This window comes from Neisseria sicca 4320 (assembly GCF_000193735.1).
Classification (GTDB): domain Bacteria; phylum Pseudomonadota; class Gammaproteobacteria; order Burkholderiales; family Neisseriaceae; genus Neisseria; species Neisseria sicca_E.
In genome coordinates this window covers 1-14154 of record NZ_AEPF01000094.1, presented here as the reverse complement: position 1 = coordinate 14154, position 14154 = coordinate 1, and the positions used below count along the sequence as shown (strand labels likewise).

Here is a 14154-nt window from a genome sequence, read left to right as displayed (position 1 = left end):
GCCCCTTACGATTTCAGACGACCTTTTTTTATTTTTTCAACAGGTGCAGCAGATATTGACCGTATTGGTTTTTTGCCATCGGGCGGGCGAGTTCTTCCAAGCGCTCGTCTGAAAGCCAGCCGTTGCGCCAAGCGATTTCTTCGAGGCAGGCAACTTGCAGGTCTTGGATGTTTTGCACGGTTTGGACGAATGAGGCAGCTTCGTGCAGGCTTTCGTGCGTACCGGTGTCCAACCATGCAAAGCCGCGTCCCAAAAGCTGGACGGACAATGAACCATCGTCAAGATACATTTGGTTGAGTGTGCTGATTTCGAGTTCGCCGCGTGCGGAGGGTTTGACTTGTTTGGCAAACTCGACGACGCGGTTGTCGTAGAAATATAAGCCTGTTACCGCCCAGTCGGATTTGGGCTGTTTCGGTTTTTCCTCGATGGATAAGGCGTTGAATTTTTCATCAAATTCAACGACGCCGAAACGTTCGGGGTCTTTGACTTGGTAGCCGAACACGGTGGCGCCGTGTTTTTTAGAAGCGGCTTGTTTCAGAGTTTGGGTGAACGACTGGCCGTAGAAAATATTGTCGCCCAAGACCAAGCAGACGTTGTCGTTGCCGATAAACTCTTCACCGATGATGAATGCTTGCGCCAAGCCGTCGGGGCTGGGCTGCTCGGCGTAGCTGATGGAGATGCCGAAATCGCTGCCGTCGCCGAGCAGTCGTCTGAAAGAGGGATTGTCTTCGGGGGTGGTGATGACTAAGATTTCGCGTATTCCTGCCAACATCAATACGGACAAGGGGTAGTAAATCATGGGTTTGTCGTACACGGGCAGAAGCTGCTTGGACACGCCGCGCGTGATGGGGTAGAGGCGTGTGCCGCTGCCGCCGGCAAGGATGATGCCTTTCATGGGTTTCTCCTGAAGTGATGTATTTTGATTTTCAGACAACCTTTCTGATTGAAAAGGTCGTCTGAAAACTTATTTACCAGTGCCCAGACGTTCCAGACGATAGCTGCCGTTCAAGACATTTTGCCACCAGGTTTTATTGTCCAAATACCATTGCACCGTTTTGCGGATACCGGATTCGAACGTTTCCTGCGGTTTCCAGCCTAGTCCCCTGCCGATTTTGGCGGCGTCGATGGCGTAGCGCACGTCATGGCCGGGGCGGTCTTGTACAAAAGTAATCAAATCTTCGTAACGCGCAACGCCGGCAGGTTTTTCAGGTACAAGTTCTTCCAGCAGGGCGCAGATGGTTTTGACCACTTCGATATTGGCTTTTTCATTGTGACCGCCGATATTGTAGGTTTCGCCGACGACGCCTTCGGTAACGACCTGATACAACGCGCGGGCGTGGTCTTCGACAAACAGCCAGTCGCGGATTTGCATCCCGTCGCCGTACACGGGCAGCGGTTTGCCGTCGAGCGCGTTCAGAATCATTAACGGGATGAGTTTTTCGGGGAAATGGTACGGACCGTAGTTGTTCGAGCAGTTGGTTACGATGGTGGGCAAACCATAAGTTCGCAACCATGCGCGCACGAGGTGGTCGCTGGATGCTTTAGAGGCAGAGTAGGGGCTGGACGGGGCGTAAGGTGTGGTTTCGGTAAACAAATCGTCCGTACCGTGCAAATCGCCATAGACTTCATCGGTGGAAATATGGTGGAAACGGAAAGCTTCGCGTTTTTCAGACGACATTTGCTGCCAATAGGCACGAGCGGCCTCGAGCAGGTTGAACGTGCCGACAATGTTGGTTTGGATGAATTCGCCGGCAGAATCGATGGAGCGGTCAACATGACTTTCCGCCGCCAAGTGCATCACAGCATCGGGCCGGTGTTGGGCAAACACGCGGTCAAGTTCGGCACGATCGCAAATATCCACCTGCTCAAGAGCGTAACGAGGGCTGTCGGCAACGTCGGTCAGCGACTCGAGATTGCCTGCGTAAGTTAATTTGTCGAGATTGATGACGGAATCTTGGGTATTTTGGATGATGTGGCGAATAACTGCCGAGCCGATAAAGCCCGCGCCGCCGGTAACGAGGATTTTTTTCATGAGAGGGGTCTAAGATACAGTACAGTCACGAATTATAACTGTATCTATATTTTTTGCATCTTAAAATTTAACTTAATGTTACGTAATTTTCTATTGATTCTGTTTTTCTTTACAATTGTGTAATGTTCTCTATGACATAAAGGAACAACTCTGCTGTTTAAAATTCAATTTGATGATGTGAACGATTTTTTAGGATGAAGCCTTTTCGCATGGGCGGAAGTTAGGCGTGCCGGAACACAAAATGCGCTCTGCCTGCCGTATATCTTGCTTTTGCCGATATGGTGCTTGGCATGATTCCTGTTGTCTGTACGTTTATTGATATTTTCTTACAGCCGAGCCGCCGTACTTTGAAGGTCATCAATGAACATGTGTGCAGCGAGTATGGCATCGACTATGACTTGCATTTGGAAGCGTCCTTTTATGCACGCAGCTTTGGAGAAGAAACAACAACAATCAGATTTTTGGCGCAAACCAGTTGCGGCTTGGTTTTATCTGCATATGCCTGATTTTTTCGGTTTGATTGTGCTTGTGATTTGAATGGAGATATATAGCAGGCTAAGTCTAAATCAATATTGCGTTGCAATGTCCCAGTATAGAGAGAATGGCTCTCTAAGTATGAGCGTACCAAGTGGACTGGTTTCGTACTGTCTATACTATCTGCGATTTTGCCCTAATTTAAACTTAACCTGCTATATCTAAAACATACGTTTAGGTCTTGCTGCCTAAACGTGCAGCCAACGGCAAAGCGCTGACTTAATTGATATCCAAACGTTCCATACGGTAGCGCATGGAGCGGAAGCTGATGCCTAAAAGCTTGGCTGCCTGAGTGCGATTGTAACGGGTTTGCTGCAACGCTTGTTCAATAATGCCGCGCTCGATTTGGTCAAGGTAGTCTTGAATCTGCATGGTGCGCGGATCAAACGGCGGAAGCGGCTGGTGATCCAAAGTTTCGCCTTTTCGTGTTTCGGAATCGGCGATGTCGTCGAGAGCGAGGTTTGGATGGTCGTTTTTCGGCGTCGGCGTATTTTGAATTTGCAAATCATCCAGTTGGATGACTTGTCCGACAGTCAGGGCGACGGCGCGTTCGAGGATGTTTTCAAGTTCGCGGAAGTTGCCTGGATAGCTGTAATGCAGCAGGGCTTCTTGCGCTTTGGGACTGAGTTTGTAGGTTTGCGTACCGTGGCGGTGTTTGTAGAGCAGGTACAGAATCAGCGCGCCCAAGTCTTCACGCATTTCGCGCAGGGGCGGCATGTGCAGGGTAACGACGTTGAGGCGGTAATATAAGTCTTGACGGAATGCGCCGCTGTCAACAAGGGCTTCGAGGTTTTTGTGGGTGGCGCAGATGATGCGGACATCGACGAAAGTTTCACGGGCATCACCGATGCGGCGCACGGCTTTTTCTTGGATGGCGCGCAGGAGTTTGACCTGCATGGTAAGCGGCAAGTCGGCAACTTCGTCGAGGAACAATGTGCCGCCGTCGGCGTGTTGGAAGAAGCCGAGACGGTCTTGGTCGGCGCCGGTAAAGCTGCCTTTTTTGTAGCCGAAGAATTCGCTTTCCATCAGGTTTTCAGGAATCGCGCCGCAGTTGACCGCGATAAATGGCTTGTCGGCGCGATCGGACAATTCGTGAATGGTGCGCGCCGCCTGCTCTTTACCGGTACCCGATTCGCCGGAAATATAAACGGGCACGCCGCTGCGGGCGAGGCGGCGAATCAGGTGGCGGACTTCGACCATTTGAGGCGAACTGCCGAGCAGCCGCGGCATATCTTCTTCGCCGCCCAATTCCAGCACGTCTTCGTTCGCACGCATGGCGATTTCACCAGTGGCAAAGCGTTCTTTCATGGAACGCAGACCTTCAGGAACGGTAACGGAGCCGCTCAAATCGCGCTTGGGCGGTTTGGGGGGCGTTTTCGGTTTGTTGAATGCGGCGGCGACGGGCGCAGACGGTTTTTCGGTCGGCGGCTGGGCAATCTCGTCCGTGCTGTTGGAAACGGAAACGGCGGATTTAACCAGCGAGCGCAGTTGTGAAAGGGTAATGGGTTTTTGCAGGTAGTCGAACGCGCCCGCATTCAGCGCTTCGACCGCCTGGTCGGCATTACCGAAAGCAGTAATGACGGCGACGGGCGTGTCGAGCATGAGTTCGTCTATGTATTGGACGACTTCGAGACCGGAGCCGTCGGGCATCCGCATATCGGTCAAGACAAGGGAATAGTCGTTGTTGTCGAGCTTGTCTTTGGCATCTTCTACGCCGACGGCGGTCTGCACACGCAGCCCCATCTTCATCAGCGTCATTTCCATCAAGTCGCGGATGTCTGCCTCGTCGTCGACGACCAATACTGGATCTTGCAGCTTACTCATTGTGTTCTCTCGGTAAAATCAGTTCGAATCCATTCATTTCAGGGTGGTAATGGAGTTGGCCCATATTGGCGTGTGCCAGTTCGCGGGCAACGTACAATCCCAATCCCGTACCTTGTTTTTCAGTGGTGTAGAACGGCTCGAAGAGATGGTTGCGGACTTCGGGCGAAATGCCTTTGCCGTTATCGGCAACGACGATGGAAATATGCATTCTGCCGCTGGGGCGAATCAGGACGGTAATCGCATTCTCGTCCTGACGGCTGTGCCGCCACGCGTTATTACAGAGATTCCACATGATTTGTTGGATGTGCATCACATCAGCGAGGACGGTAAGGTTGTTGCCGTCCATATTCATGCGCAGGCAGCCGATGGCTTCGGAATTGTTGAGCGTGAACTCTTGTTTGAAGTCGAGCCAGAATTTCATCAGATTAATCGGCTCGCGGCTGATGTTGTCGCGCTTGTTGAGCAGGGAGATGTCTTCCAACATTTTGTCGATGCGCTGGATGTTGCTGTCGATAATGCCGCACAGTTTGGCTTTAACGGGATCAGGTTCGGCATCGGCATCACTTTCTTGCAGCAAGTCGCTGGCGTGACGGATGGCGGACATCGGATTGCGGATTTCGTGGGCAAGGTTCGCAGTAAGCTGTCCGAGCGAGGTAAGCTTGGTGGACATGGCCTCTGCTGCCACTTCGCGCAACGAACGGACATACAGCATAAGCAGTTCCGTCTGTTCCTGAATCAGGGGGACGGCGCGAACATGCATGGCGTGTTGGAAGATGTGGATATCGGTTTCAAACGGTTTGTCGGGATGATATTGCCAGCGTGTCACCAATTCGCCGAACACGACTTCTTGCTGGTCAACCACCAAACTGGGGAAATAGGTTTTTGCCTGTTTGTTGAAAAGCCAGACGCGCTGGGTGCTGTCGATGACGATAACGGCTTCCTGCACGCGGTTGAGAACGAGGCGGTTCAGGCCGCTGATGCGACGGTAGGCAAGCTGATGGCGGCTGGCGGATTCGGTCGCCTGCTCCAAATAGCGGGCGGCGAACGAAGTCAGCATGGCAACAAGGTAACACGCGCCGCTAAGCAGGACCGTAGTAATCAGAGGCTGCGTATCCCAATCAAACGGATGCAGGCGGATGCTGCCGTCGAGCAGCAGATTGAAGAAAAACAGCATGGACGCGTAGCCTGCGTACAGCATGGGGTAATGCCCGTAGCTGAGGAGGCAGGACGTCGCAACGAAAGGAAGGACAAGGATGCCGAAGCCCGAATCGACTCCGCCGGCGATATACACCAGTATCATCATCATCGAAATATCGACGACTGCGCTGGCGTTGGGCAGATCCATAGTCTGCCATTGCCAGTCCGGACGGGCGACGGACAACAAGATGAGGAAGGAATACAGCGCAGCCCAGCTGTAAAATTCGACGGGCGGGAATGACATGCCGACGTGGGCACCATTGCTGTAAACGCCAAAAGCATGCATAACCAACAGCGGCAGCACGATGGCAATGCGGGCGATATTGATTAAACCGGGTATCCGCTCACTCAGGTTTCCCAGTTCCTGAAAGCCGGATTTACTCATATCCGCAACCCTTTTTGTTTATTTTTATCATTATTAGTACCTGTTTTTGAAATCGTTCTGCGATATTTCTGCAGACGGTCGTAAATATTTTTTTAATTTTGTCAGCATAACATAAAACGACCGTGTTTTCTAGGTTTTCAATGTGTTACCGCGCCTTTTTGTTGTTTATGCGGAGGCAGCGGACAAGGCTTTCAGACGACCTGACACGTCCAAAACCTTCCCTTTTTTGCCGCGCTTGCCGTCGATGTCGCAAATGCGCAATTTTTCCTGATGCGCCGCACCGCGCTTGCCGACGGTTTCGACGATGAATTCCGCAGCCGTGGTCACGAGGACGTGTTCCAAAGACGCGCCGTCGGTCAGCGACATCAACTGCAAACCGCGCCCTTTGGGCATGACTTTGAGTTCGCCGATGGAAAACGCCAAGAGGCGGTGGTCGTTGCTTGCCAGTACGATTTTGCAGTCGGGATTGATGAGCGAGGAGGCATAGACGGCAATGGGCGGCAGGACGGTTTCACCGCTGTCCACGGTCATTACCACTTTGCCCGCTTTCACGCGTCCGACCATATCGCCCAGTTTGGCGATGAAGCCGTAGCCGCCGCTGCCTGAAAGCAGGTAATGCTGTTCGGGCTGTCCGGTGAGCATGGCGACGGGTTTCGCTCCGTTTTGCAGCTCGATTAACGATGAAACCGGTACGCCGTCGCCGCGCCCGCCGGGGATTTCGGCGGCATCAAGCGTGTAGGTTCTGCCCAATGAATCCAGGATGACGACGGGTAAAACAGTGCGGCCTTCGAGGGTTTGTTTGAGGCGGTCGCCTTCTTTGAACGCGGTTTGGCTCAAATCGAGGTTGTGTCCGGCACGGCTGCGTATCCAGCCTTTTTCCGACAAAATCAGTGTGATGGGTTCGTCAGCGGTAGTCTGCGTCAGCACGGCGCGTCCGGCCTCTTCCACCAGCGTGCGGCGCGCGTCGCCGAACTGCTTCATGTCCGCCTGCATCTCTTTGATAATCAGCTTGCGTTTTTCGTTTTCGTCGCCCAAAAGGATATTCAGACGACCTTGTTCTTCGCGCAATTCGTTCAATTCTTTTTCGAGTTTGAAACCTTCCAAACGCGCCAACTGACGCAGGCGGATTTCCAAAATGTCTTCGGCTTGGATTTCGGTCAGCCCGAACGCAGCCATCAAATCGGCTTTCGGGTCGTCTGATTCGCGGATGACTTTAATCACTTCGTCGATGTGCAGAAAGACTTTCAGACGACCTTCAAGGATGTGCAGCCGTTTTTCCACTTGGTTCAAACGGAATTTCAGACGACGTGTTACGGTCACGACGCGGAAATCCAACCATTCCTGCAAAATCGTTTTCAGGTTTTTCTGCGCGGGGCGGTTGTCCAAACCCATCATCACCAAGTTCATGGACACATTGCCTTCCAGCGAAGTCTGCGCCATCAACGTGTTGATGAAGGTATCCGTATCGATGCGGCTGGATTTCGGCTCGAACACCAGACGCACGGGATGTTCGCCGTCGGACTCGTCGCGCACACGGTCGATTAAATCCAGCATCAGCTTTTTGGTATTGAGCTGGTCTTGGTTCAGCTGCTTTTTACCCGCTTTCGGTTTCGGGTTGGTTTGTTCTTCGATTTCGGCAAGGATTTTGGCGGAATTGGCGTTCGGCGGCAGCTCGGTCACAATCACGCGCCATTGTCCGCGTGCCAGCTTCTCGATTTCATAACGCGCACGCACGCGCACGCTGCCTTTGCCGGTTTCGTAAATACGGCGCAATTCGTCCGCAGGCGTAATGATTTGACCGCCGCCGGCAAAATCGGGAGCGGGGATGTATTGCATCAGGTCGGCGGTTTCCAGCGTCGGCTTTTTCAACAGCGCAATCGCCGCCTGCGTGACTTCGTTTAAATTGTGCGACGGAATTTCGGTCGCCATGCCCACTGCAATACCCGACGCACCGTTGAGCAATACCATAGGCAGGCGGGCGGGCAGGTGCAGCGGTTCGTCAAACGCGCCGTCGTAGTTCGGTACGAAATCCACCGTCCCCTGATTGATTTCGGACAACAGCAATTCCGCAATCGGCGTCAGCCGCGCTTCGGTGTAACGCATCGCTGCCGCCCCGTCGCCGTCGCGCGAACCGAAGTTGCCGATGCCGTCGATTAAGGGGTAGCGCAAGGTAAAATCCTGCGCCATCCGCACCATCGCTTCATAGGCGGAACTGTCGCCGTGCGGGTGGTATTTACCCAAAATCTCACCGACCACGCGCGCCGATTTCACCGGCTTCGCCCCTGCCGTCAAACCCATATCGCGCATGGCAAACAAAATGCGCCGTTGTACGGGCTTTTGTCCGTCTGAAACTTCAGGCAGCGCGCGGCCTTTGACCACGCTCATGGCGTATTCGAGATAGGCGCGTTCGGCGTACTGACCTAATAGCAGGTAGTCTTCGCCGACGGGAGAGGGGACGGAAACGTGTTCGTTCATAAGGAAGCTGGAATGAAAGATAAAGGGCTATATTGTAAAATAAAAATGGGGTTTCTGTTAGAGAAGGACAGTTCGTACTGAGTTTTGATTGGGTATCGGCGGGAAGTTTATAGAATTTTAGACATTAAGGGTCGTCTGAAAAGCTTTGGTTTGAAAAAAGTAGGTATCGGCATTCTATAAAACTTCATAGTTTCGAAAATGCAGCAGTTATTCGTACACAATGCCTGCAATTATCTCATGTTCGTTTAGTCCGCCGTATTGTTGTTCCCAATCATGTGAGGCTTCGAGAGTATCGCATTCTTGGGCAACGGATAATTGGATGCCGTCCATTTTGTCGGAGGCCATTCCGCTAAGGCGGTCGCACATCTCGGCAGAGAGATTTTGTTCGGAAGATTGATGGGCTTCTGAATAACTGAAAGGAAATGCCAAAAATCCTAAAACGAAGGCAGCAACGGCGAGCCATGCATTTTTACGGTAACGGGTCATTTATATCCTCCAATCAAATAAAACTAAGATTTTTCTTACTTGCTTGTATCAAACAGTCTTTGCTTCATGAAAATCTGATTACAATCATCGTAATGCGGGCCATGTTTTTACCTGATTATGGCTCAAGAAGGCCTGGCTTGTTTGAAGCGTTGGAAGAATCATACTAAGCAAAAACAAAAAATGCAATACTTTTTCTTAATTCAACTAATATTTTTCTTACATTTTTAATAAAACTAAGGTAAAATAAACTCAAGTGCTTCATTGTAGGAGGCGCATTTCAGCCTGAGGATTGATATGGATACATTTAAAGACAGATTGGTGTTTTTGTGGAAAGACGAAGCGCGTCAAGCCAAAATTGCCGCAGACATTGATATGACTATTGCGGGATTTAGTAGGATTTGGAACGAAGGCGGATTGCCGAAATCGGAAACTCTAAAAAAAATCAAACAACTGAAAGGTTGCAGTATTGACTGGCTGTTGACTGGGGAGGGGAGTCCGTTCCCTAATGCGCAAGTTCCGTCTTCTACTGCAGTTGCTTATGATACATTGGGCAATCCGGTTGATATCGACGAGTTTGTCTTTGTTCCGCGTTATGATATTCAGGCTGCCGCCGGACATGGGCGGTTAGTAGGTGATGAAAAACCTGTTTTTACCATGGCATTCCGTCGGTATTGGGTAGAAAATTATGTTACCCGTGATACTAAAAACCTTTCCGTTATTTCTGTAAAGGGGGATTCTATGGAAGGGGTTTTGAATGATGGAGATACTATTTTAATCAATCATGCTGAGACTGCGCCGAAGGATGGGCTGTACGTTTTGAGACTTAATGAGAATTTGTTGGTAAAACGATTACAGCTGGTGCCAGGCGGGGTGGTGAATGTGATTTCCGCCAATGAGGCTTATCCGACTTTTGAAATTGATTTGAATAATTTGACGGACGATGTTGCCATTATCGGACGTGTCGAGTGGTTCGGGCGAAATATTTGAATAGTTTAGTCCTTGTATTTTCAGACGACTTGTTTAAGTAGTAACCTATGGTGTTTTTCTCTATTGATAAATATAGAGGCGGACTCCATCTTGCATGGAGAAGTCCGTGAAGCTGCAACTCTTGATGCCGGTCAATCTGAGGGCAGACTTGCTTTAGGTTAAGGTTTGCAGGACAATATCGAAAATATTCATATAAAAGGAAACACATCATGTCAGAAGAAAGTCCAATTATTTTCACTGATAGCTGCTGTACCAAGGTTGCCGATTTGATTGCAGAAGAAAACAATCCCGATTTGAAATTGCGCGTGTTTGTTAATGGCGGAGGTTGTTCGGGATTCCAGTATGGTTTTACTTTTGACGAAATCAAAAATGATGACGATTTTGAAATTCAAAAAAACGGCCTGACTTTCTTAGTAGATCCGATGAGCTACCAATATTTAGTTGGAGCGGAAATTGATTACACCGAAAGTTTGCAAGGCTCACAATTTGTTATTCGTAATCCGAATGCGGAAACGACTTGCGGTTGCGGATCATCCTTCTCAGTTTGAGTGGCGAGGAGACAAAAAAGGCCGTTTGTTTATACAAACGGCCTTTCGTTTATAATTGCTTTTCAATAAAAATCATCTGTCTTATAATCTATAATTCCCTTTGGGAATATTTACTCATGTACTATTATGTTGTCTGTTATTTTGATTGGCATCTGGCTTTGTGCCGATAGGGATGTTTATATAAAAGGAATAACTATCAGATATTTGAGTAATTTAATAAATTCCGAGAGTAGTGTCTAAGTCAGATGATAAGTTGACGGATCGCTGCCGTGTATTATGGTATAGGAAAATCAAGCCGGTTTCCGTGAATGGGATTAAAAGTTCGGTTTGTTCTAGGATAACAATGAAAAACTCTGACAAACTTTACGATGTTTATGTTTCTTATCCGCCAGATGTCGATCATGAGCGTATCAATGCATGTCTATATGATAACTTGCCGAAAAAAGAAGCAGAAGATTTGGTTCAGGCACTTTCTGAACGTCCGCAAGCGATTATTGCTGAGAATTGTACACAGGACGAGCGCGAGAATGCGCAGCAGTATTTCAACTACTTGGGACTTGATGTTATTGTGCGTCAATCCATGGAGTTGCAGGTAAGCGAGACTGAAGGTGAAAACGAGGAAGCCTCTTTAAAGCAATGTCCCGTTTGTATGACGATTACTGAGGATGTGGCAGCGGATGAATGTGCCGTCTGCCATTTCCATTTTGCCAGTGCAACCGAACAAATTATCCAACGCAAACGCATAGAATGGCAGGAAAAGGTTGCGTTCGAACATAAAAAACAAGCTGAAATCGCTCACAAATTGCAACTTGAAAAAGAGCGGGAAGAGAAGTTGATGCGGAAAGAAATCCGTGCCGAGCTTGAAAGCAAATTGCGGCAGGAGTTGGGACAGGATCCTAGACTGGAAGCAATCACTTCCAAGCGCAACATGATTGTTCTGGTTTCTGTTTTGGGTGTGTTGGTTATGTTCGGCTTGGTGGCGGCGGGATATTTGGCAGCCAAATACCTTTGAGGAATGCTTTTAAATTTGAATATATCGAAGGCCGGATTTCGTTTTTGAAATCCGGTTTTTACTATTGGGATGTCCTGCTATGAAGAGTTATATTGATTTTATGAGGATGCTGTATCGTGTCTATTGAAACGGACTGTCCAATGTACCATAATCCGATGTTCCATTCCTATTAAAACAATAAAGGTCAAAATCATGTGCCAACTGCTCGGCATGAATTGTAATACCCCAACGGACATTATGTTTTCCTTTGAAGGCTTCCGCCGCCGCGGCGGCATTACCGACCATCACGCAGATGGATTCGGTATCGGTTTCTTTGAAGGGGAAGGTGTACGCTTGTTCCACGATGACAAGCCCAGCTCCGATTCTCCGGTTGCCGACCTGGTTCGCGCCTATCAAATTAAATCTGAAAACGTCATTGCCCACATCCGTAAAGCCTCGCAAGGGCAGACCTCTTTGGCCAATACCCATCCTTTTATGCGTGAAATGTGGGGTGAATATTGGCTCTTTGCGCATAACGGACATTTGATTGATTTTTATCCGGAACAAGGCGAGTATTACCATGCTGTCGGTAAGACCGACTCCGAACGTGCATTTTGTTATATCCTCAACCGGCTTCGCAGCCGCTTTGCTGAGAAACCTGATTCCGATACTTTGTTTGATGCCGTTGCTGCGCTAACTCACGAAATTCGCCGCTTCGGATTGTTCAATTTTGTGATGTCCAACGGCGACTGCCTGTTTGCCCATGCCAGTACGCTGCTGCACTATATCGTGCGTAAAGCTCCTTTCGGCAAGGCACGGCTTTTGGACGATGACGTGATGATTGATTTTTCCGCAGTTACCACCCCGAATGACAGAGTCTCCGTTATCGCCACACTGCCACTGACACGCGACGAAACTTGGTCGCAATTAGCTGTTGATGAATTAGTCATGTTCCGAGACGGCGATATTGTCCGCAGCGACCGCCCCGAAAGCGCTGTTTACATGAGTGCGGAAGAGGGGTTGGCAATCGCCCGCGCAGTCGGCGTGTCCGTATAAATATGAAAGGTCGTCTGAAAAATGTTCAGACGACCTTTTCCATGCTGATCGTATCAATAATTGGTCGAGCAGAACTGCTCACGTTTTTCCGCATCGGCGGCATAACACGTCAAGCCCATGCCCGCCGCGTTGCTGTTGCTCGCCTTCGCCCCAGGTTTTTTGTTCACCAAAACCTTGCCGTTTTTCCCAATTTCCACGGTTACGCCCTTGCCGTTTTTCAGCTTCCATTTCAACACCTGCGCATCGGCATTCTGACACTTGTTGACCGAACAGCCGCCTTCAGTCGCTACATTACCGTTTTTATAAATCACACACTGCTGTTGGCTGTCGGTACAGGCCGCATAGGCAGCAACGGAAAAACAGGAAATCAGCGCGGCAAACAAAACAGGTTTCATGGTTTGGCTCCTTAGGTGGTGATGATGGGTTTGCAATATCTCAAACTATACGCCTGTTCGTATCGATAAGCCATCGGGCGTCAGGTAAGCAATATATTGATTCGATATTGGGTAAGTTTCAAATGTTATCAATCAGTTGGTAATAAAATATTCATCAGCGCGATATTGATATAGTAGTTGCTTCTGCCTATCTTTTCTTTGTGCAGGAATCCGCCTTCTGTCAGTTCGTCCAGGTATTTGGCGGCACTGGGGCGGGAAACTTTCAGCGTTTTCATCAGGAAATCGATTTTTGTGTAGGGATGATTGAACAGGTGGTTAATCAGGTCTTGGCTGTAGAAGTTGAAGTTTTCCCTGATGCGGTGTTTGTAGTCCAGCATCGCCTGATGGATCTGCTGCACGGTATCGATGCCGTCCTTGGCGGTTTGTTCCACGGCTTCCAGCATATACAGCAGCCAACCTTCCCATTCGCCCGTATCGCGTACGTGTTGCAGCAGGCGGTAATATTCGCTTTTGTTCCGCACCAGATAGCGGCTGAGGTATAAGACGGGAATATCCAGCAATCCGGTTAAAACCAAATCCAGCACATTGATAATCCTGCCTGTTCTGCCGTTGCCGTCGTAAAACGGGTGAATGCTTTCAAACTGGTGGTGGAGCAGCGCCATGCGGATAAGCGGGTCGATAGGTTTTTCCGTGTTGTCGTCGTTGATAAATGCTTCCAATCTGCCCATCAGGCGAATGATGTCGTCCGTATGTTGCGGTGGCGTATAGACGGTTTTGCCGGTACGGTCGTTTTTCAGCATCGTTCCCGACTGTTTGCGGAATCCGGCACGGTTCTTTTCCAACTCGGCCTGTATCGTCAAAATATGATTGTTGGTCAGCATTCCGTGTTCTTGGATAAGGCCGAAGCCGCAATGCAGTGCTGAAGCATAATTCTGCACTTCTTTGATGGCAGGACTAGACGGGCTTGCTGATATTCCTGCGCGGAACAGTTCGTCATGGGGTGGTAATGATATTTTCGATTTCGGAACTGTCTTTGGCTTCCTGCAAAGACAGTGTGTTAATCAGAATGCCTTGGTTGGGAATACTGCGGCAGATGCCTTTTAATTCGGCCAGATAACGATGGGCGGAAGCCAGTTTTTTCAAGACGGCGACCGTTTCGAAATCTATTTCGGGAGGGAATTGTTCGATCGAGTACATTTTAGGGTTTCGGTTAAATGATAAAAAAATCCGTTTTTTCGTTCTTA

At 49.5% G+C, this 14154-nt stretch carries 12 protein-coding genes and 1 pseudogene; 5 read left to right on the top strand and 8 right to left on the bottom strand.

Annotated features, from left to right (window positions below):
* Positions 1-28: 28 nt before the first annotated feature.
* Together rfbA and rfbB are read right to left on the bottom strand one after the other, a co-directional pair.
* A complete protein-coding gene (gene rfbA, locus NSCA4_RS0108945; RefSeq protein WP_016687811.1) occupies positions 29-895 on the bottom strand; it encodes a glucose-1-phosphate thymidylyltransferase RfbA in 867 nt (288 codons plus the stop codon).
* Positions 896-964: 69 nt separating this feature from the next.
* Positions 965-2032: a dTDP-glucose 4,6-dehydratase gene (gene rfbB / locus NSCA4_RS0108940; protein WP_016687810.1), complete on the bottom strand. Its 1068-nt coding sequence runs from the start codon at positions 2030-2032 to the stop codon at positions 965-967.
* A gap of 290 nt (positions 2033-2322) precedes the next feature.
* Here rfbB and NSCA4_RS16080 point away from each other — a divergent pair, with 290 nt between their 5' ends.
* Entirely contained in the window at positions 2323-2538 is a 216-nt protein-coding gene (locus tag NSCA4_RS16080) for a hypothetical protein (protein WP_029609693.1), read from the top strand.
* 247 nt (positions 2539-2785) lie between these two features.
* Here NSCA4_RS16080 and NSCA4_RS0108930 read toward each other — a convergent pair whose 3' ends face one another.
* From NSCA4_RS0108930 to NSCA4_RS0108915, 4 genes are all read right to left on the bottom strand, one after another.
* A complete protein-coding gene (locus tag NSCA4_RS0108930; RefSeq protein WP_016687809.1) occupies positions 2786-4390 on the bottom strand; it encodes a sigma-54-dependent transcriptional regulator in 1605 nt (534 codons plus the stop codon).
* Positions 4383-5972, bottom strand: a complete 1590-nt coding sequence (locus NSCA4_RS0108925) for a sensor histidine kinase (RefSeq protein WP_016687808.1) — start codon at positions 5970-5972, stop codon at positions 4383-4385. Before NSCA4_RS0108925 ends, NSCA4_RS0108930 begins: the two co-directional genes overlap by 8 nt.
* Positions 5973-6137: 165 nt before the next feature.
* Entirely contained in the window at positions 6138-8447 is a 2310-nt protein-coding gene (parC, locus tag NSCA4_RS0108920) for a DNA topoisomerase IV subunit A (RefSeq protein WP_016687807.1), read from the bottom strand.
* A 207-nt stretch (positions 8448-8654) separates the two neighbouring features.
* The gene (locus NSCA4_RS0108915; RefSeq protein ID WP_016687806.1) at positions 8655-8933 is read right to left on the bottom strand and encodes a hypothetical protein; all 279 of its coding nucleotides are present in this window, start codon (positions 8931-8933) and stop codon (positions 8655-8657) included.
* Positions 8934-9227: 294 nt separating this feature from the next.
* Here NSCA4_RS0108915 and NSCA4_RS0108910 point away from each other — a divergent pair, with 294 nt between their 5' ends.
* The 4 genes from NSCA4_RS0108910 to NSCA4_RS0108895 all read left to right on the top strand — a co-directional run bounded on the left by NSCA4_RS0108910 (position 9228) and on the right by NSCA4_RS0108895 (position 12515).
* Complete coding sequence (locus tag NSCA4_RS0108910; RefSeq protein ID WP_003743691.1) at positions 9228-9920, top strand: S24 family peptidase; 693 nt, start codon at positions 9228-9230, stop codon at positions 9918-9920.
* 209 nt (positions 9921-10129) lie between these two features.
* Entirely contained in the window at positions 10130-10468 is a 339-nt protein-coding gene (gene erpA / locus NSCA4_RS0108905) for an iron-sulfur cluster insertion protein ErpA (protein ID WP_016687805.1), read from the top strand.
* Positions 10469-10811: 343 nt separating this feature from the next.
* A complete protein-coding gene (locus NSCA4_RS0108900) occupies positions 10812-11480 on the top strand; it encodes a hypothetical protein (RefSeq protein WP_016687804.1) in 669 nt (222 codons plus the stop codon).
* A 192-nt stretch (positions 11481-11672) separates the two neighbouring features.
* Positions 11673-12515, top strand: a complete 843-nt coding sequence (locus NSCA4_RS0108895) for a class II glutamine amidotransferase (protein WP_029609692.1) — start codon at positions 11673-11675, stop codon at positions 12513-12515.
* A 53-nt stretch (positions 12516-12568) separates the two neighbouring features.
* Here the strand turns inward: NSCA4_RS0108895 and NSCA4_RS0108890 are convergent, their stop codons facing one another.
* The gene (locus NSCA4_RS0108890) at positions 12569-12910 is read right to left on the bottom strand and encodes a hypothetical protein (RefSeq protein ID WP_016687802.1); all 342 of its coding nucleotides are present in this window, start codon (positions 12908-12910) and stop codon (positions 12569-12571) included.
* A 128-nt stretch (positions 12911-13038) separates the two neighbouring features.
* Positions 13039-14107: pseudogene (locus tag NSCA4_RS13015) on the bottom strand (Fic family protein).
* Between the last annotated feature and the right edge of the window lie 47 nt (positions 14108-14154).